This is a genomic window from Legionella bozemanae (genome assembly GCF_900450575.1).
Taxonomy (GTDB): Bacteria; Pseudomonadota; Gammaproteobacteria; order Legionellales; family Legionellaceae; genus Legionella; species Legionella bozemanae.
In genome coordinates this window covers 2,891,258-2,909,864 of the sequence record NZ_UGGY01000001.1, presented here as the reverse complement: position 1 = coordinate 2,909,864, position 18,607 = coordinate 2,891,258, and the positions used below count along the sequence as shown (strand labels likewise).

Sequence of the window (18,607 nt, the reverse complement as noted above, 5' to 3'; positions counted from 1 at the left end):
TTTGATCCTAATCAGACTCGAAAATTTTGTGGCCTTTCAATTCCCAAGTTTTACTTTGTTTCACGACAATGCATTCCTAAGCTGCTTCACGAATACTCCAGGTTCTTTGTACCTGATTGGGAGTATCTGTTTGCACCCAGAGTAGGGCAGGACTACCTGAGGGATTAATCGATAGAGTATTGGAGGATAACATCACTCCAAAAGGATATTTCTTTACCACGGCTTGTAGTGCGGACCATACCTTTTCAGGAGCGGCCTGGTTATCGTTTACTATAAGTTCATTGCCTCGATATATTATATTTACAGATTGACCCTTCAAAGCAGTTCGTAGTGCGGATTCCAAACGCCTCCATTTAGCCTGATGTGCTTTTTGTTTTTCGGCTTGGGTAGGATTTGATTGGAAACTAATACGTTGATGAGGTGAAAAAATTCGACTCAAACTATTGCTGTCCGGGTTCTTTTGCAAGAAATAAGTGCATAAAGCATCCAATACAGGGCGTCCAGGTCCAGAGGCTTTACCTGGTTGTCTGTTGACATACATTGCAAATGCCAATGTATGGCCATTGGCAGTATATAAATATCCTGAAAGACTATTTATTCCAGTCATAGTACCTGTTTTAGCACGAACAAAACCCTGTTGTGTGGGGATACGGAATCTTTTTTGCAAAGTTCCGTCACGTCCGGATATAGGTAATGCCGATATGTATTCATAAGATAAAGGAAAACGTTGATATAAAAACTTTAATAGCGAGATGGTTTGCTCTGGAGTAACTAGGCTGTAGCGCGATAAGCCTGACCCATCCGTAAAAATCGCATTAGTAAAATCGATTCCTGTTTGTGATTGTAAAAAGTTCTTAATCAAGGGTTCAGCATCTCGCCAATTAACTGGTGCTCCTTTGAGTTTTTCTGCTGCATGCAAATACAAACTGTCTGCGTAGAGATTATCAGATGGTTTTAAAGTATCTGCCATCAGTTGTGACACGGGCTTAGAGTGTTGTGTTGCAATTAATAAAGAACCTGCGGGAGTTTTTCCTAATTGTACCTCGCCATTGAGTTGAATAGCATCTTTTGCCAATTGAGTTTTGATCATGCCTTGGGCATACATTAAAGGATTTTTTATAGCCAAACGTTGTTGTATTGCCCATTGACCAACTCCGACACAACCACGGACAGTTAAATGATTGTCTTGATCCAAACTAAAACCCACGCCACAACCTTTGGCATTTGGTTTTGTTGTTACCTGATTATTTAATACGATAGCACCACCACCATCATCTACTTCAACAATCGCAGGGTCTCCAGCTTGAGCTCCTGGATTTACGGTAACAGTCAAGCGGTTGGAGTCAACCATGACCGGGGCATTTGGTGCACCATAGCTGTAAGACAAATCAGAAGCGAGCCAGCCAGGAGGATAGGGATCAACTTGTGCGAGGCTGCTGTCGATGTATACATTACCTTGAATGGTATTGATATTCCATTCTTTCAATGAGGAAAGCAGTGCTTTTAAATCATTACGATTAAATGAAGGATCACCACTTAGTTGCACATAAACATTTCCTTGGAGTATTCCCTGTTGTATTTTTCCTGCGCTCATACTTAATCGATTTTCAAAACGATAATCTGGACCAAGTACCATTAATGCAGCTGCTTCAGAAAAAAGCTTCATGTTGCTTGCAGGGATATACAAACGTCCTGCATTGCGGCGATAGAGCGTTTGTCCAGAAGTGAGGTCAAGAACGACAGCTCCAAGATTAACATTTGGATTGACGCGGCTAATTAATTTATCTACTTCGCCTTGAATGCTGATACCATATGATAGCGTGGATAATGCTAATAAAAATGCGCCAGTAAACATCCTTTTCATTGATGTCGTTCCTTTTGTTTTATCATATGCAAAATAGAAAATTGCTAACCATCGTCTAATCATATCGCAAGCCTAATCGCTCCAAAAGTCCCGCAAGCGTATCATTATCAAAAAATTTAACTTGTAACCATCCGCCATCACCATTATCGTTTATTATTTGTACTGGTGCCCCTAATTGTTCTCCTAATACGGATTGGAGCCGCTCAATGTCTCGATCTCTTTTTGCATTTTGTGACGGAGAGCATTCTTTATTTTTTTGTATTTTTACCGCATGTTCTAACTGTCTTACTGACCATTGTTGCGTTATGGTTTGTTTCGCTAAATATTCCTGATGGGTTGGTTCTAACCCTACAAGAACCCGCGCATGACCCAATGACAAGGTTTTATTGCGAATTAAATTTTTTATTTGTTCACTTAAACCCAATAACCGAATAATATTGGCAATATGGCTGCGTGATTTCCCTACTAAAGTAGCTATTTCATCTTGATGATAATGAAACTCATCAATCAAACGTCGATAAGCACTTGCTTCTTCAATCAAGTTTAAATCTTCTCGTTGAATATTTTCTATTAGAGTGAGGGCGCATGCTTGTTTATCACTATAATTTCCGACGAGGCAAGGAACAGTTTGTAATCCCGCTATTTTTGCGGCGCGCCATCTTCTTTCGCCGGCGATAATTTCATAACGTTGTTTTGCGATTGATCTGACGATTAGCGGTTCAATTAAACCTTGTGATGCAATTGATTGAGCGAGTTCTTTTAATGTGGTGTCATTAAAATCTTGTCTGGGTTGATATTGTCCCGCTTGAATGTTTTCTATGGGTATGTGGTGAAATTCAACGTGCATCGAAATAGTATTGAATAAAAATTGTTATGAATTGTTTCATATTTTGGTAGGAATGAAAATAGGAGTTAATGTGTTATACGTGTCATTAATGTAACTGGAGTGAAGTACCCTGTCTTTTGAGCACATCCCTGCCTACGCCCCGCAACTTGTCCGCGGGGGCTAGTGTTTTAGCGCAGATCTTCTGGATCCCGCGGACAAGCCGCGGGACGTCGGAGTAGAGTTCAATGTGAAGGCTGCGATCCATTTTACAGCAAGCCATACAATATTGCTGAGATAGCGATAATACCCATGATTGTTGTGAATACATTACTGACACGATCTGTTTTATATTTTTTCATTGCCGGAACTTTGGCAATTGCATACATAGGCATAATAAATAATAAGATAGCAATAACAGGCCCACCCAGGGTTTCTATCATTTTTAAGATGTTGGGGTTTATAGTGGCTACAATCCAACACGTGAGAACCATAAAAATTTCAATGACGCGTTGCAGTTTGCATTGACTTATCGTTTTTCCTGTTGGTTTTAACAGGTTTACAATAATGCTGCTTAAACCTTCTTTAGCACCTAAATAATGCCCTAAAAAGGATTTGGAAATCGCAATAAAGGCAATAATAGGAGCGATACAAGCAATCAGAGGTGTTTTAAAATGATTTGCTAAATAAGACAGGATAGAAATGTTTTGTTGTTTCGCTTGTAAAAGGTCTTGAGGTGAAAGGCTCAAAACACAACTGAATACAAAGAACATCACTGAAAAGACCATGAGCAAATGACTGTAACGCATGATCGCTGTACTATTACTATCTGCATCAATTCCATATTGCTGTTTTTGATTGACAGCAAAAGAAGAAATAATTGGTGAATGATTAAAAGAAAATACCATGACTGGAATGACTAACCATACAGTCATTAACAGTCCATGTCCTCCATTAGCATGCAATGAGTTGGTTTGTTGTAAGATGGCATTATTCCAGTTGGGAATTAAATAAACAGATAAAAACAATAATATAGTTGCAAAAGGATAGACCAATAAAGACATGGACTTGACAATAATTTCCTGTCCAAAGCGGACTATAGCCATGAGCGCAAGGATAAGGATTATGGATAAAAGCGCCCTTGGGGGGCGGACATACCTAGCTGATTCACAAGAAAGCTTTCAGTAGTATTCGTAATTGCTACGCTATACATTAATAAGATGGGGTAAATTGCAAAAAAATATAAACCAGTCAGTATCCTTCCTGCAAAAGTACCAAAATGTTCTTCAACCACATCGGTAATGTCATTCTGAGTAGAAGAACCTGATAAAACAAAACGGCATAGTGCTCTATGCGAAAAGTATGTCATGGGAAAGGCAAGTACAGCCATGATGATTAAGGGCCAAATCCCATTAAGTCCGGCATCTATTGGAAGAAAAAGGGTGCCAGCACCTACAGCAGTACCGTAAAGACTTAACATCCAAACGGTATCATGTTTTGCCCATGAATACTTTTTATTTACTGCCAGAGGTGAAAGTATTGCTGCAGATTCATTTGATGACATTAAAACATCCTTTATATAATACCGAGCACAATGTTCAATATTAACACTGCGAATCCAATATTTCAACAAAATTTGCTTTTGTACTGAGGATGTCCTATGTATATTTCCTTGTTATTTAGTGACTAATACTCCAGTTTTGTGCCATAAAGTCTGTCTCCTGCATCACCTAATCCTGGGATAATATAGCCTTTTTCATTGAGCTGCTGGTCTATGGCTGCCGTAAAAATAGGGACCTCTGGATGCTCTTCATGAAATGCTGCTATTCCTTCTGGAGAGGCAAGCAGGCAGAGAAATTTGATGGATTTAGGCTCGATTGCCTTAATTTCCTTGACCGCAGCGATTGCTGAATTTCCAGTCGCCAACATGGGATCAACTACAATGACATCACGATCTCGAGTATGTTCTGGAAGCTTAATATAGTACTCAACAGCTTCTAAGGTTTTAGGATCACGGTACAAGCCAATATGGCCAATTCGTGCTGTAGGTACAAGTTGTAACATGCCATCGACTAAACCATTCCCCGCGCGCAAAATTGAAACAAAAACCATTTTTTTACCTTTTAAAACCGGTGATTGCATGATGGCTAAAGGTGTTTCGATTTCTTCATATTCCATTTCCAAATCACGAGTGATTTCATAAGCAAGCAGCATACTGATTTCATGCATTAATGTGCGAAATTTAACGGTGCTGGTATCTTTTTGACGCATAATGGTTAGCTTATGCTGAATTAATGGATGTTGCACTACAACAACGTGTTGATTATTCATTTTAACTCCAAAAACGCGGTCTTATGTGAAAAATGTAGCCTGGGTAAAGCGAAGCCCGGGAAATCATGATTAGAAAACCCGGGTTATGGTTTGCGCGCCTTTACCCAGGCTTACATATGCTTTAAATTAAAAGACGGTGCCATCACTAATAATCTGAATAGGTGGAATACCTTGGGAGCGTTTTTGTTTGGCAATTCGTCGCCCTGCTTCCCAGGTGCCTCCTTGCAAAATTTTAGCCAAAGGAAGTTCTTTGGCACTTTTTTGCAGTTTTTTTCTGATTAACGCGGCTAATTCATCCAATAGTGTAACGGTTAGCGCACGCCATTCTACAATCGCTTCTGCATCTGGCGGGAGTGCTTCTTCCAGAATTTTCTTATTTTTAATTTGCAGCAACCCACAATCGATGAGTAAACCGCCATTTCGATATTCTGGCAAACCAGTAAGTTCTTCCAGATGAGTCACTGTAATTCCTGCTTGTTCCAAGGGTTCAATCAAAGAATAAGTTAACCATTGAGATAATTTATGAAATGGGATGTATTCCGACCCAGATTCATTTGATTTTAATGCGTTATATCGCCACACATCCCCAAGCGGGATTCCATGAAAGAGCAGTCTTGTTGGCCATATTTCAGTAAATGCATCGAGCACTTCATGAAAAATCTGCGATGCAGTAAGTAGGTTATTTGCTGCTAAAGAACTCATGTAAGTATAAAAGTTACCTAAGCGGCTTTCTTTTCCAAAATGATGTTCGTCCTGTTGTATTAACGCACCGAGTCGATTCAGCAATGCAACTCGTCCGGAAAGACCCTCTAAAGGATTTTTAGCAGTGACTTGAAAACCATCACGTAGATCGGCTTCATTAAAAGCCAATAAACGCTCCGCGTCCACTCGCAACGGTTGAGATGGATGCGCACTAAACATTCCTTTTTGATAAAGAGATAGGCTTGCTAGGGCAAGACCTTCGGAGCGCGAATATTCGATTCCTGATTCAGACTCTTTATAACGCCAGTATTGGCCAGCGCCTGCATCTAGGAATACACTAATGATAACCAGTTCGTAAAGAATTTTACCCCATTCATCTGCAGATAAGGTCCCTAATTGTTCCTGCATTTTTTTTATTCGATTAATGTTCCCTGCTTCAAAATGACGCCAACGACTGTGGTATGGAATATCAAGATTTGGATAATTATCCTGAATAACTTCGATGACAAATGAAGCTGTAGAGGTCATTTTCTCTGGGTCTATGGAAAAGTATGCTGATTGGCCCTGTTTGACTCGCTCTAAAATAGCTTGGGAGCGTACGCGTATAGTACGAGGCTCCCTTAATGTGGTTAATACTCGGGCAATTTCTTGTTCATTACTCATTAAGATCACGTCCTTTGGTTTTCGCTAATTCATTAATATCAACGATTCGATCAGGTGAATAATAGCCTGCTGCACGTTTGGCATTCATTTCTACTTGTGCATCAAGAGGAATGAGTTCATCGGGAATGGTTACCCGTTCTACAACATGAATTCCTGATTTGAGTAACGCATCATATTTCATATTGGACATGGAAACAAAACGATGAATCTTGGTAATGCCAAGCCAATGTAAAATATCCGACATGAGTTCTTGGAAGCGCATGTCTTGGACTCCTGCGACACACTCTGTTCTTTCAAAGTACTTAGCAGCAGTATCTCCACCTTTCTGCCTTTTGCGAGCGTTATAGACTAAAAATTTGGTCACTTCGCCCAAAGCTCTTCCTTCTTTTCGATTATAAACAATCAAACCAGCGCCACCTTTCTGGGCAGATTCAATAGATAATTCAATCCCATGTACCAAATAGGGCCGACAGGTACAAATATCGGAGCCAAATACATCAGAACCATTGCACTCATCATGAATACGACAGGTAAGCTCAATTTTGGGATCGTGGATGGTGGTTACATCACCAAAAAAATAGGCGGTTAATCCACCTATAGGTGGTAAAAAAACATCGAAATCAGAACGTGTTACCAATTCGGGGAACATCCCGGCTGTTTGCTCAAATAAGGTACGACGTAAAAGTGATTCTGAAATTCCAAAACGTTCGGCAATTCCAGGCAAATACCAAACCGGTTCCACAGCGACTTTAGTGACCGCGACATCACCTGACTCTTTTAATATTTTTCCATCAGGTTTGAGGCGGCCTTTTTGGATGGCTGTATGCAACTCAGGAATATTAATATGTGCTTTGGTAACTGCTATTGTAGGGCGAATATCATATCCTGCTTGAATTTCTTCCGAGAATACACTGGCAACAAGATGCCCCCACGGATCGAGGGAGATGATTTTCTGGGTATCGTTCCATTGGGGATGTGGGCCAATGTCTACAGGGGGCGTAGTATCAGTAAGGTCCGGTACATGCTCGGAATCCAACACTCCGGCAGCAACCGCCAGTGCTCGATAAACTGAGTATGAGCCAGAGTGTGTGCCGACGGCATTACGATTTTTTATATTCGTAAGTGAGGCAATTACCGGGCCGCGCTCTTTAGGGTTTTCTGCCCCCCATTTTATTTTTAGCGGTGCAGCGGTATGCCCAGATGGATGTGAGGATAAGACGATATGCCCTTTCGATTTTTTTTTTGACTCATCTTGCACCATAATACAATCCTTTAAATGATAACAACTCGATAAATTCATCATAGCAGAAGAAATTAATTGGTAGAAAGTACTATTTTCCTTATTGAATAGGGGAGATATGAGTCATTGTGCTGGGTGAATATTCTCGCTATTATGGTTTCGTTTTTAGTAATTAGAAGTAATAATCTACCCTTAGGGGCTGTAAACAGGAGCTCATTTAAATTTTTTTGTAACCCGGGTTGTGCATTGTTGTCCCAGGCTATGATGATTTTTTATAGAAGATGTGAGCCATTACTAGCAGGAAAAATTGCCTATGACCACTTTAATTATTTGTTTGTTCATTGCGATATTGTTCCCTTATTTTCTCAAGCTTGTTGTTGCTAATTTTATGCAAAAAGAAGGGAAATATGATAATCATTATCCACGAGCGCAACAGGCAAGATTACAAGGAATGGGCGCGCGAGCAGTTGCAGCGCATCAAAACAGTTTCGAATCGTTGATTGTATTTGCGACTGCTGTATTAACTGCAATAGCCACTCATCACATCGGAATAACCATTCAAATTTTGGCGATTATTTTTATCGTTTCTCGAGTTATTTATAGCTATTTTTATTTAATGGATATGGCTTCCTTAAGATCAATTACGTGGTTTATTGGTTTTATTTGTTGTTTGATTATTTTGGGACTAAGCATGGTGTGATTGCACCATGGACTTAGTTTAGAGTAGGGCATTAATCCAGAAGTTGAAAAGGGTTTTTTGATGCACAAAGAAAATGATGTTCAACAGATTTCGTTACAACCTTTGCTGATTTTTGTTATTTTAATGCTCATGATCTTGATGCAGATGACTACTGATCAGTATGTTCCTTCATTACCTGCCATTACTAAAGAGTTTCACAGTAATGAAGCATCCATTCAATTAACCTTATCTCTTTTTATGCTGGGTTTGAGTATTTCCCATGTATTTTATGGTCCTTTATCGGATAAAATTGGTCGTAAACCGCCTCTTATATTTGGTGTCGGCCTAAGTATCTTAGGCAGCTTATGCTGTTTTCTTGCTCCATCTGTTTTAGTCTTGATTATTGGCCGTTTTATTCAGGGATTTGGCATTGGATGTTGTGGCTCTGTAGGCCGCTCTCTAGTTCGCGATCTTTTTACTGACAGAATTTTATCTAAAATAGGTTCTTATGTAGGGATTGTGAGTGTTTTTATTATGGTGGCATCTCCAGTTTTAGGGGGATATATCCAGGAACATTTTGGATGGCGTATCAATTTTTTATTTTTGCTCGTATTTGGTATCGTTATATGGATCTTGGCGTTATGCACTCTACCTGAAACAAATAAAAATCTTAACCCTCATGCAACTCAATTCAGAGTTATGCGCGATAATTATTTAACCTTATTAAAATCTAAAGTATTTTTAGGCTATGCATTATGCGCCTGTCTTGCTTCCGCGGGTATAATTGGCTACCTCGCGATTGCTCCTTTTCTTTTTCAGGATACATTAGGTCTTAGTCCTATAGAGTTTGGTCAATTGACCATTTTTATTGCTGGTGCAATTTGTGTGAGCGGAATAATTAATAGCCAAATGGTGATGAGAAAAGGTGTTTCCTACATGGTATTTATTGGAATTGTTTTTATGATAATAGGCGGTTTTACCATGCTATTTTTGTCCCTCATAGGATTGAAGAATGTGCTCTCCATCATGATTCCTGTATCATTATTTAGCATGGGGATGGGGTTTACTTTTATCAATGCATTTGCGGGGGCTTTTCATCCATTTCCTCATATGGCGGGAACAGTAGGGGCACTATATGCATGCATGCAAGACTTAAGCGCTGCCTTGTCAAGCGGGATTATTGCTCTAGGTGAATGGTATGGCCAACTCTCTTTAGCTATAATCTTACTTATTTTAGGCTTAGGTTCCCTCGCTTCATGGTATTATCTGGCCTCAAAAGATCATTAAGAGGTGTTGTTTATGAAAATTACTGAGACAGAATTAAAAAATATTATATCCAAATTATCAGGTACGAAAGCAGAAGAAATTCATAATGATACGGCGCTAATCGAAGACTTGCATTTAGATTCTTTAAAAATCGTTGAGTTACTGGCTATTCTTAGTGAAGAATATAATTTAACAGTGACTGAAGAGGATGCGATGAATTTTCATACTTATAAAGATTTGTTTGCGTTTACCCAGGCGTAACTGTTTTTTTTGTTCATATGGATTTGACATCTTTTCTCATAAATAAATCCTGAACCTGGGTTACGGCTACGCCTTCACCCAGGCTACAACCCTAATTAGAATTTCAAGACAGAACTTAAAGAGTTCTCATCATCTAATTGCATGAAATAAGACATAAGCATATAAATTGCTACAACGCCAGTTATAGCGATTCCGCCAAATAGCATAAGGTTTCGTGAGGAATAGCCCATCTCAGACTTCTTTTTTTCAGGAAGGGCAACCTTATACCATTCATGATCGGGAGAGAACAATTGTGAAGAAGGTTCAATGCTCTTATAACGATTAAATAAATTTTCCCATTTTTCTTTATGCGTTTTTTGATGGGATTGAGCGTCTTCTTTTGATAACACATCATTACTCTTTTTGAGTTTCGACTGGCCTAAAAATTCATTATATTTTTTATGGAGCTCCTCGATTGGTTTCGCAAACTCTTCTACGCGATAGCGAGTTATAGCATTTTGTTTTAATATGTTACGCGCGTGTAGCGGTATGTTACTAGGGAGTTCTATTTCTGGATTCTCTTTGACGTTTTTAGCTAAATCTAAAATACGAAAAGCAATGGCGATGCTGTCATATTCACATTGTTCTTGTACCTCAGTTAGTGGTTTGGAAGGTATAGAACTGTCAATTTGTGCTGATTGTCCTATTTGCGTGAGTTGCTTTAATTGTTCTTCTACCCGTTCTTTAACTTCCGAGTGGATGTTATTTTCAGAAAGCAACCATCCTGCATAAGCTCTTACATATTCTTGTTCAATATAAAATTTTGTTTGACTAAAAAGAGAAGTAAAATGTTCTTGAGCCGCGCTACCCTGTTTTGGATTTTCTAAGTCTTCTATTAGTTGCTCAGCAAACGTCAATAATTCATTCACTTCCCCGAAAACAAGTTTTGCATTAAGACGTGCATCTGGACCAACACCAAATTTTGCTAATGAAGCATATTTTTTAATTTGTACATCAATTAATTCGCATAAAAATTCGAATAATTCTTTTTGACTCTTCATATTTTTGTCCCTTTTTTATTTGAGTCATTAGATTATTCGATGACTCTGCTTGATGCAATTGAATCATATCGTTGTTCTTATTTTTTTGAGTTATTTTGTTTAATTCTATTTCTCTTAAAGAGATATATAATAAAAGAAGAAAGTGAATCTCCATCAGGAAAAAAATGGAAACAAATCGTGGCTTATCAGTAACGACTCAGTCATTGCAGGTTATAGAAAGCATCAATCACTTTCATCAACAAGTCTTAGCCGCAGGCAAGGAGCCTTATTTTATTTTAGATGCAGTCAAAACTAATCCTGATAATTTACTCCTCCAAGTTTATACTGCTGCATTTTATCTTTATGCCCAGACTGATCCAGACACTGTTTTAGCAAAAGAACATTTAATGCACGCTGAAAAATTATTGTATTCAGTTAATTTAAGAGAAAAACTGACTTATCAGGCGGTTAAAGCATGGATGAATTTGGAGTATGAAAGTGCTTTAACTATTTTAGAGGCTTTAACGGCTTTATATCCGCGCGATACTTTAGCAGCAAAGTTTGCTGAATGGTTATTTTATTGTTCGGGACAAGCTTACCACGGCCATCATTATTTGAAATTTTGCGAACGAATAGCAGCACATAATCAGGATGAATCCCACTTTTTAGCCATGCATTCTTTTGCAGCGGAATTGGCAGGACATATATCAGATGCGCAACGTTTGGCAGAACAGGCCTTGCTCATCGAACCACTTACACCTTGGGCGCATCATACTCTAGCTCATATCTATCTCAACACAACGAATAGTGCAAAAGGAATAGCAGCTTTAGAAACGTTCCGGGAGAGCTGGGAGCAGATCTCAACACTTCTTCGTGGACATAACAGTTGGCATTTGGCTTTATTTTACCTTGCATTACGACAAGTTGATAAGGTAATGGACTTATATCCTGTTATTTTTGGTACCTGCCCCCAAATCATTACTGAACAAATAGATGCCATCTCATTATTATGGCGTCTCGACATGGCTGGGCTGCCGCAATTAGAGCAATTTAATGTTCTTGCAAGTTATCTTGATAAAAACCCTTTGATGCATTATACCGGTTTTAACACAGTCCATTATGTATATTGTCTCACCCGCTTAGGTCAAGAGAACGAAGTTCAGAAATCCCTGGCAGCAATTGAAACTTATGCTCAAACCTTAGTGAAGGGATATAATCAATCGCTGTGGTTTTCAGTTATCTTACCTTTGAGCAAAGGGATTCATGCTTTTGTTAATAATGATTTTCAAGTAGCCTGCGATTTAATGGCTCCTTGTATTTCCAGGTACACTGAAATTGGTGGCAGTGATGCACAGTCAGAAATCATTGCACAGACTTATTTGCTTTGTTTATTACAAAGCAATAAAAAAAACGCAGCGAAAGAATTTTTTAATTTTCATTTGGCGCATTATAAAGGAACACCGTTAGCCGAGTTTTGGTTTAGTTCTAAATTAAGTTTTTAATAAAAAACAAACTATCGTTTGGGATTGTAGCCTGGGTGCAGCGAAGCGGAACCCGGGAAAATTGGTCATTTCAAACCCGGGTTTCGCTTCGCTGCACCCAGGCTACAATACATTAAATGACTTCCAAAAGCGCACAAGCGGCAATACCGCCTCCACCTGCAGCAACTAATAACACTTTATCTTTTGCTTTGATAGGTGTATGTTCACGAAGAAAATCCAGAGCGATACCCACACTTGATCCGGAAGTATTACCCGTTTCTTCCACGGTTTTAACAATACGTTCTTCAGGAAAACCTAATTGTTTTGCAACAGATAAAACTAAATTTTTATTTCCTTGATGCGGGACCAACCATTGGATATCCGCAGTAGTAAGATTTAATGCTTTGAGGAATTCTTCTGCCCCATCAACCATACCATGCACTGCTTTGACAAATAGGGCGGTATTTTCTTTAATCGTGATGTAAAACAGTTCAGGGTCTTGGCAATGTGCTGCAGGTAGGCGTGAACCTCCTGCAGGGGTAGATACCGTATCGCTGACTTCGCCGTCAGCAAATAAAGCGGAGGCAATAAAACGAAATTCTGCATTTTCTTTATTGGTAGACACAACACATGCAGCTGCTCCATCACCAAAGAGAACACTGGTGGCAAAATTATTTTTATTTAAAAATTTGGAGCGGATCTCGCTGGCAATTAATAAGATGGCACCCATACTTGCTTGTGTGATGGCTGCACTTGTATGCAAACCAACTACAAAACCGGCACAGGCTGCTCCAATATCAAAAGCCCCTGTGTTCTGTAATCCAAGTCGGTGCTGTACTAGGGGACTGGTTGGCGGTGCAAGATAGTCTCCTGATATCGTTGCTAAAATAATTTGATTGATTTTATTTTTTTCTGCCGGTTTTGCGGCAAACAGCTTTTCTGCCGCCAATACAGCCAAATCACTGCATGCCTGATCTTCATTGACCCAGCGTCTGTTTCTAATCCCTGTCGAGAAGCTTACCAGAGTTGGACTTTGTGTACTATTCATCCAATTAAGCACTTCTTGATTACTCACAATCCTCTCAGGCAATGCGGTAAAAGGACCTTTGAGGTATATGTTTTTTTCAGCACGCAACAAATTCATGATGATAATATTCCTTCAGAACGCATGAGCGGTAAACCGCCGCTTACAGTAATGACAGAGCCTGTCATAAATGAGGTTTTGGATAATAAGGGATCCATCGCCTCTGCGATTTGTGCCGCCTCTCCCATCATGCCTTGAGGAATAATTTGTGCCATTTTTTCTTGATAAGCAGATTTTTTCCAGAATTGCTCGGTTCTTGATGTTTTAACTAAACCAACACGCACAATATTGGATAAAATATTATTGGCACTATAATCTACTGCAAGATTTAAAAATAATCCTTCAAGCGCCGCTTTGGTTGCGCAATAAGCCCCATACCGACTGGTTCCTGTAATTGCAGAAAGGCTGGAAATCAGAATCAATCGTCCAAATTTATTGGCTAATAAAGCAGGTAATAAGTGATGAATTAACCAGATATTGCCATGCAAATTATCGTCGATGTAAGTACGTAATGCAGGATAGGATAATGCGTGTAATTTTCGTAGTTGACTCACCCGTGTAAACGCGTTGAGAATGACACCATCTAAAGGTTCCTGCAGTAGGTTTTGCAATTCTTCCTTGCTGGCTTCCGGATTGGAAAAATGATATACCAAACCATGAACCTGCATTTCGTGGTGTTTATAATGCTCCAATGTTTTGTTTAGACTCTCCTTGCTGGAACTGGTAATAGTGATTGTATCACCTAATTGCAGTCGTCGCTTGACTATGGCTTGAGCGATATCCGATGAGCCGCCAGTAATCAAAATATTCATTGTGCCCCCAGCTCAATTAAGTGTTTTTCAATACTGTTTATTGATTCATAATGTTCTTTTACTAAAGGCATAACAGGGATCTTAATTTTGAATTCCCGCTCTAACTCGATGATGAGTAAAGCTAACATTAAGCTGTCTAGACCTCCTTGCTCCAATGAAGCGGATGTATCTTGATGAGGATAGGCAAGTCCAATTTTTGTTAATGTATTGCGAATTCGTTCAGTGAGCATGGTTTTTTTCCTTTTGGCTTAAAAGCAGTGTTTTTCTATCAAGTTTTCCATGTTGGTTACGTGGCAATTTATCCAATAATTGCACTGTAATTGGAAGTTTTCTAGGTAAAAAATGGTGTTTTAACTGGTCACAAAGTATTTGTTCTGTGGTGGTAGTACTGAAATTATCTCGCTCCAGGCATGCAAGTAAACGGATACCATACAACTCATCAGGCACAGGGATGACAATCACTTCTTTAATTCCTTTAATTTGGCAAATTTTATGCTCTATATCAATTAAATTGACCTTTTCACCACCAATATTGACGATATGATCCAAACGTCCTTTAATTGCCACCAAACCTGAAGGTAATTGTTCTGCCAAGTCTCCAGTAAAAAACCAACCATCTTGCATTCGGCTTTGTTTTTTCTCGCCCAGATAGCCTAGCATGAGTTGGCTGCCTTTAATGAGTAACTCATTGTCCTCTGATAAACGGATTTGCCAATCCCCAATTGGATAACCGGCAAAATCTTCTAGGAATAATGGATCTTTGCTTGAATAAGTCAGGACACGCGGGGAGGCTTCAGTTAAACCGTAATTATTATAAATTATTGCTTTGGGAAAAGTATGCATTAAGCTGTCACGCAATATAATGCTCAAAGGAGCTCCAGCAGAGACAATCGCTTTTATTTTTGCGGCAGCTTCTGGAAAAAGTGTTGCCATTTTATGAATCGCGACCCAATGAGAGGGAACCCCGCTCCACATTTGCGGAATAGTATGCGTTTCAAACAGTGTTTTAATGTCAGTAAATTGCGTGATGAGTTGTGTTTTTATCCCAGCGATTAACCCGGGGAGCAATTGCCCAAGCAGGCCAAAAGAGTACGATAAAGGTAAAAATAATAATTGATCGGTAATTCTAGAAAACGCAAGCGCCTTAATAACCGCCTGACAATTTGCAATGATATTTTTTAGAGAAAGTTGCACTGCCTTCATTTGGCCTGTGCTTCCTGAAGTAAAGAGCACCAAAGCGAGTTCAGGATGAGGTTTTATCTGTTTATTTTCTTGAATTTCCAGGAGCTCACCTCGAGCATCAACGGTCATACTTGTACTTAAAATGGCCCGTTTATACTGTTCTGATTCTTGATGGGCAAAAAGAGCGACAGGTTTCCCGATGTGTAAAGCAGCTAATAATTGAATGACAAATAGAGGCTGTGCGGTTGCATATAAAACCAATATACCTTTGGGCAGTTTTTTTAATTGTAACGACATCTTGTGGACTGCTGTTTCTAATTCAGCAAAACTCAAAAGCTGATTTGCCACGCTTAATGCAGTTTTATTTGGCGAATCTTGAGCTAGAAATTGCATGTTCTTAACCCTCAACCTTATTCAACCGCCAGGAAGCGATTATAGGAAGTGTATTATCCAATACATGTTTCCGGCAGAAATTTCGACGAATTTTGCCGCTGGTTGTATGCGGCATGGCTTTAAGGGGGACAAAAATAATATGATGAATTTCGAGTTGATGGGTCTGATAAATCAGTTCAAAAATAGTATTGAATAAAGAATCTTGTTCTTCAGGCGACATAAAACGGTTTTTTACCTCACACATGACAGTGAGTTCATATTCATGATCTGTTTGCATGACAAAAGCAGCGCATTTACCTAGAGATTTATGGATTTGGGCATGGAGAATAGAATATTCTATGTCTTGCGGATAATGGTTTTTTCCATAGAGAATAATCAAATCTTTAATGCGGCCAGTCACATAGAGTTCCTCTTCATGCACAAACCCCAAATCGCCGGTTCTTAAATACAATTGATTGCTTGGATCATTAGCAATTTTACCATGAAATGCATGGCATGTTTCTTCATCTTGTTGCCAGTAGCCCTGTGCTACACTGGCACTATGTACCCAAATTTCACCAATCTGTTCATTATCACAAAGCATACGTGTTTCTGGATCCACAATTTTTACTGTTTGAATAAATTTGCCGCAACTGACTAAATTGTGACTCTGTGCGTTTTCCTCCTGAGCAAAATGGACACGATGAGCCTGATACTCTTCTTTAACCAAGGAGAGCGTTCGGTAGGTAGTGTCTGGAATAGTTCCTGTCACTAATAAAGTAGCCTCAGCCAAACCATAACAAGGATAAAAGGCTTTTTTACGAAAACCATAATTTTTAAACGCTTGATAGAAATGCTCTAATGTTTCTTTTCTAATGGGTTCTGCCCCATTCGATGCAATTCGCCAGCAGCTTAGATCCAAACCTTGTTTTTTTTCTTCTTTAATCCGTTTTACACAATAATCGTAAGCAAAATTGGGGCTGCCGCTTATGGTTGCCCGGTATTTGCTAATGTTTTGTAACCAGGAAAGGGGATTTTGTAAAAAAGAAAAAGGAGACATCAAATAGGCAGGTATGCCCGCATAAATAGGAGTCAAAATATAGCCTATTAATCCCATATCATGATGGGGCGGGAGCCAACTGAAGGATATGGTTTCTTCATTTAATTCAAACGCAGTGCATATCTTTTGGATGTTATCCAGTAAATTGCTATGCGTGATAATGACTCCTTTTGGATGCATTGTGGATCCTGAGGTGTACTGTAGAAAAGCAATGTGATGTTCGCGAATAGAGGGCGGCTGCCAAAAAGCACTTATTTGCCGTTCCATTCTGTCTATGGCTAAGCATGGAACTTTATCTAAATACGGCTTTCCTTTGTGATCCAGGATAGCAAATTTAGCGAGATGATCAGCAGTCATAATGACGAATACAGGTTTTGCATTATGGATGATGCGATGTGCTTTATCTAATAATTTGGCTTGTGCGGGTGGATAAATAGGTACAGCAATGCAACCTGCATAAAGGCAGCCAAAAAAAGCTTGGATTAAGGGAAGCCCGGGAGAAAATAATAATAAGATTCTATCCCCAGGTTTTGCTCCTTGCACCTGTAATTGCGCTGCAATGGCTCTTGCCTGTTCATCCAATTCAGCATAATTTATTTTTTCTTCTAGATTTCTATTAATAAACGTGCAACTTACTTTGTCTGGTGTATGTAGGGCTCTATAGTGAACAGCGTCAATTAGGGATACGCAGTTGAAAATCTCTTTATTCATTAAGCATCCCTATGGAATTGCAGAACTTGTCCCGCATAAGAGAGACCGCCGCCTACACTCATCATGAGTATCTTTCCAGGCCTATCAAAAATTTTTTCTTCTACTGCTCTTGCTAAAGAATAAAGAACAGAAGCGCCGCCAATATTTCCAATCGTATCTGAATCCCAAATAATTGTCTTGTGACTCATTTGATACTCTTGAAGAAGTTGAGTAATTAATTTACGATTCACTTGATGAGGAATAATCCATGTGATGTTTTTTCGGTCTTCTTCTGTTGGTAATAAATGATCCAGTATTTGCTTGTACTTAGCATAGGCCAGTTCTTTCATCAGTGATTCATTGCCAATCAAATGATAGCCTATGGTGTCGATTTGCTCTTTGGTAGGTGGAAAAACACCTTGAGTGGTAAAGGCTTCAACGTATTTTCCCTCAGTAGAAAAAAAAGTTTTTTCAACAGCGAATGCACCGGTTTCCTTTTTTTCCATGAGCAAAGCTGCTGCACCATCGGCTAATCCTATCCATGTTTTTTCATTTTCAGGATCAATTACTTTGGACAAAGTTTCGGCACAACTGACTACCACATTAGTGTAACCTAAAGCCATTAAGGCATAGGCAAGATGAAGTGTAGATAAGGAAGTCGAGCAGCCAGTTTTTAAATCATAAGCAGGGGCATCTATTCCTAAATTTCCAAGAACGGCTGCTGCTTGTGAACCCGTAAATCGTTTATTGGTAGTTGATCCTAATAAAAGAGCATGTATTTTTTTTGAGTCATAACCTGCAAACAGTTTTTGTACTGCTTCAGAAGCTAATGATTCAGCAGTCAATTCCCTGGAGTTATCTAAAGATTCCCAAGGCTTATGGCACCAATAGCGGGAATAAAAACCAAATTCTTCACCGATTTTTTCAGCAAATTTTTCTAAAAAAGATAAAGAGTGACCTGATGTTCGTGGGAAGTTTTGTAAAATTTCCAGATTCGTAACAGGGGGAGAATCTGGAAGAACGCGAGTTGCAGCTGTAATATCAAAACGGATGTGGGGATGCAAAATTTCCATACATT

General features: G+C 39.2%; 16 protein-coding genes and 1 pseudogene. 4 read left to right on the top strand and 13 right to left on the bottom strand.

All coding sequences use genetic code 11. The annotated features are described in order from the left end of the window. Positions 1-76 precede the first annotated feature (76 nt). The 6 genes and pseudogenes from dacB to DY223_RS12780 all read right to left on the bottom strand — a co-directional run bounded on the left by dacB (position 77) and on the right by DY223_RS12780 (position 7,644). The gene (gene dacB, locus DY223_RS12805) at positions 77-1,864 is read right to left on the bottom strand and encodes a D-alanyl-D-alanine carboxypeptidase/D-alanyl-D-alanine endopeptidase (protein WP_058460544.1); all 1,788 of its coding nucleotides are present in this window, start codon (positions 1,862-1,864) and stop codon (positions 77-79) included. A gap of 55 nt (positions 1,865-1,919) precedes the next feature. Next, positions 1,920-2,711, bottom strand: coding sequence for a ParB/RepB/Spo0J family partition protein (locus DY223_RS12800; RefSeq protein ID WP_058460040.1), 792 nt, complete (start codon positions 2,709-2,711; stop codon positions 1,920-1,922). A 245-nt stretch (positions 2,712-2,956) separates the two neighbouring features. After that, a pseudogene (locus tag DY223_RS12795) lies at positions 2,957-4,251 on the bottom strand (serine/threonine transporter). A gap of 122 nt (positions 4,252-4,373) precedes the next feature. Continuing rightward, the gene (gene upp, locus DY223_RS12790; protein WP_058460042.1) at positions 4,374-5,018 is read right to left on the bottom strand and encodes a uracil phosphoribosyltransferase; all 645 of its coding nucleotides are present in this window, start codon (positions 5,016-5,018) and stop codon (positions 4,374-4,376) included. Between the two features lie 126 nt (positions 5,019-5,144). Then, complete coding sequence (locus DY223_RS12785; RefSeq protein WP_058460043.1) at positions 5,145-6,383, bottom strand: URC4/urg3 family protein; 1,239 nt, start codon at positions 6,381-6,383, stop codon at positions 5,145-5,147. Continuing rightward, the gene (locus tag DY223_RS12780) at positions 6,376-7,644 is read right to left on the bottom strand and encodes a GTP cyclohydrolase II (RefSeq protein ID WP_058460044.1); all 1,269 of its coding nucleotides are present in this window, start codon (positions 7,642-7,644) and stop codon (positions 6,376-6,378) included. The genes DY223_RS12785 and DY223_RS12780 overlap by 8 nt, the downstream gene beginning before the upstream one ends. A gap of 292 nt (positions 7,645-7,936) precedes the next feature. Between DY223_RS12780 and DY223_RS12775 the strand changes: the two genes are divergently transcribed. The 3 genes from DY223_RS12775 to DY223_RS12765 are packed head-to-tail and all read left to right on the top strand — an operon-like array spanning position 7,937 to position 9,829. Beyond that, positions 7,937-8,323: an MAPEG family protein gene (locus DY223_RS12775; RefSeq protein WP_058460045.1), complete on the top strand. Its 387-nt coding sequence runs from the start codon at positions 7,937-7,939 to the stop codon at positions 8,321-8,323. A gap of 60 nt (positions 8,324-8,383) precedes the next feature. Continuing rightward, positions 8,384-9,589, top strand: coding sequence for a multidrug effflux MFS transporter (locus DY223_RS12770; RefSeq protein ID WP_058460046.1), 1,206 nt, complete (start codon positions 8,384-8,386; stop codon positions 9,587-9,589). A gap of 12 nt (positions 9,590-9,601) precedes the next feature. Continuing rightward, entirely contained in the window at positions 9,602-9,829 is a 228-nt protein-coding gene (locus DY223_RS12765; RefSeq protein ID WP_058460047.1) for an acyl carrier protein, read from the top strand. Between the two features lie 95 nt (positions 9,830-9,924). Here DY223_RS12765 and DY223_RS12760 read toward each other — a convergent pair whose 3' ends face one another. Beyond that, positions 9,925-10,869: a hypothetical protein gene (locus tag DY223_RS12760; protein ID WP_058460048.1), complete on the bottom strand. Its 945-nt coding sequence runs from the start codon at positions 10,867-10,869 to the stop codon at positions 9,925-9,927. Between the two features lie 164 nt (positions 10,870-11,033). Here DY223_RS12760 and DY223_RS12755 point away from each other — a divergent pair, with 164 nt between their 5' ends. Beyond that, positions 11,034-12,350: a tetratricopeptide repeat protein gene (locus tag DY223_RS12755; protein WP_058460049.1), complete on the top strand. Its 1,317-nt coding sequence runs from the start codon at positions 11,034-11,036 to the stop codon at positions 12,348-12,350. Positions 12,351-12,462: 112 nt separating this feature from the next. Here the strand turns inward: DY223_RS12755 and DY223_RS12750 are convergent, their stop codons facing one another. The 6 genes from DY223_RS12750 to DY223_RS12725 are packed head-to-tail and all read right to left on the bottom strand — an operon-like array spanning position 12,463 to position 18,602. After that, positions 12,463-13,473 carry a 3-oxoacyl-ACP synthase III family protein gene (locus DY223_RS12750; RefSeq protein ID WP_058460050.1) on the bottom strand — a complete coding sequence of 337 codons (1,011 nt, stop codon included), beginning with the start codon at positions 13,471-13,473 and terminating at the stop codon, positions 12,463-12,465. Beyond that, positions 13,470-14,225, bottom strand: a complete 756-nt coding sequence (locus DY223_RS12745) for an SDR family NAD(P)-dependent oxidoreductase (protein ID WP_058460051.1) — start codon at positions 14,223-14,225, stop codon at positions 13,470-13,472. The genes DY223_RS12750 and DY223_RS12745 overlap by 4 nt, the downstream gene beginning before the upstream one ends. Continuing rightward, the gene (locus DY223_RS12740; RefSeq protein WP_058460052.1) at positions 14,222-14,455 is read right to left on the bottom strand and encodes an acyl carrier protein; all 234 of its coding nucleotides are present in this window, start codon (positions 14,453-14,455) and stop codon (positions 14,222-14,224) included. Before DY223_RS12740 ends, DY223_RS12745 begins: the two co-directional genes overlap by 4 nt. Continuing rightward, positions 14,445-15,800, bottom strand: coding sequence for a class I adenylate-forming enzyme family protein (locus DY223_RS12735; protein WP_058460053.1), 1,356 nt, complete (start codon positions 15,798-15,800; stop codon positions 14,445-14,447). The genes DY223_RS12740 and DY223_RS12735 overlap by 11 nt, the downstream gene beginning before the upstream one ends. Before the next feature lie 4 nt (positions 15,801-15,804). Next, positions 15,805-17,550: a fatty acyl-AMP ligase gene (locus DY223_RS12730; RefSeq protein WP_058460054.1), complete on the bottom strand. Its 1,746-nt coding sequence runs from the start codon at positions 17,548-17,550 to the stop codon at positions 15,805-15,807. Beyond that, positions 17,550-18,602, bottom strand: coding sequence for a 3-oxoacyl-ACP synthase III family protein (locus DY223_RS12725; protein ID WP_058460055.1), 1,053 nt, complete (start codon positions 18,600-18,602; stop codon positions 17,550-17,552). Before DY223_RS12725 ends, DY223_RS12730 begins: the two co-directional genes overlap by 1 nt. Between the last annotated feature and the right edge of the window lie 5 nt (positions 18,603-18,607).

What these genes read in the sequence shown, in the direction of transcription:
- DY223_RS12780 (WP_058460044.1), bottom strand. Translation starts at nt 7,644, where the DNA reads ATGGTGCAAGATGAGTCAAAAAAAAAATCGAAAGGGCATATCGTCTTA.
- DY223_RS12760 (WP_058460048.1), bottom strand. Translation starts at nt 10,869, where the DNA reads ATGAAGAGTCAAAAAGAATTATTCGAATTTTTATGCGAATTAATTGAT.
- DY223_RS12755 (WP_058460049.1), top strand. Translation starts at nt 11,034, where the DNA reads ATGGAAACAAATCGTGGCTTATCAGTAACGACTCAGTCATTGCAGGTT.
- DY223_RS12725 (WP_058460055.1), bottom strand. Translation starts at nt 18,602, where the DNA reads ATGGAAATTTTGCATCCCCACATCCGTTTTGATATTACAGCTGCAACT.
- DY223_RS12770 (WP_058460046.1), top strand. Translation starts at nt 8,384, where the DNA reads ATGCACAAAGAAAATGATGTTCAACAGATTTCGTTACAACCTTTGCTG.
- DY223_RS12735 (WP_058460053.1), bottom strand. Translation starts at nt 15,800, where the DNA reads ATGCAATTTCTAGCTCAAGATTCGCCAAATAAAACTGCATTAAGCGTG.
- DY223_RS12740 (WP_058460052.1), bottom strand. Translation starts at nt 14,455, where the DNA reads ATGCTCACTGAACGAATTCGCAATACATTAACAAAAATTGGACTTGCC.
- DY223_RS12745 (WP_058460051.1), bottom strand. Translation starts at nt 14,225, where the DNA reads ATGAATATTTTGATTACTGGCGGCTCATCGGATATCGCTCAAGCCATA.
- DY223_RS12750 (WP_058460050.1), bottom strand. Translation starts at nt 13,473, where the DNA reads ATGAATTTGTTGCGTGCTGAAAAAAACATATACCTCAAAGGTCCTTTT.
- DY223_RS12785 (WP_058460043.1), bottom strand. Translation starts at nt 6,383, where the DNA reads ATGAGTAATGAACAAGAAATTGCCCGAGTATTAACCACATTAAGGGAG.
- upp (WP_058460042.1), bottom strand. Translation starts at nt 5,018, where the DNA reads ATGAATAATCAACACGTTGTTGTAGTGCAACATCCATTAATTCAGCAT.
- DY223_RS12765 (WP_058460047.1), top strand. Translation starts at nt 9,602, where the DNA reads ATGAAAATTACTGAGACAGAATTAAAAAATATTATATCCAAATTATCA.
- DY223_RS12800 (WP_058460040.1), bottom strand. Translation starts at nt 2,711, where the DNA reads ATGCACGTTGAATTTCACCACATACCCATAGAAAACATTCAAGCGGGA.
- dacB (WP_058460544.1), bottom strand. Translation starts at nt 1,864, where the DNA reads ATGAAAAGGATGTTTACTGGCGCATTTTTATTAGCATTATCCACGCTA.
- DY223_RS12730 (WP_058460054.1), bottom strand. Translation starts at nt 17,550, where the DNA reads ATGAATAAAGAGATTTTCAACTGCGTATCCCTAATTGACGCTGTTCAC.
- DY223_RS12775 (WP_058460045.1), top strand. Translation starts at nt 7,937, where the DNA reads ATGACCACTTTAATTATTTGTTTGTTCATTGCGATATTGTTCCCTTAT.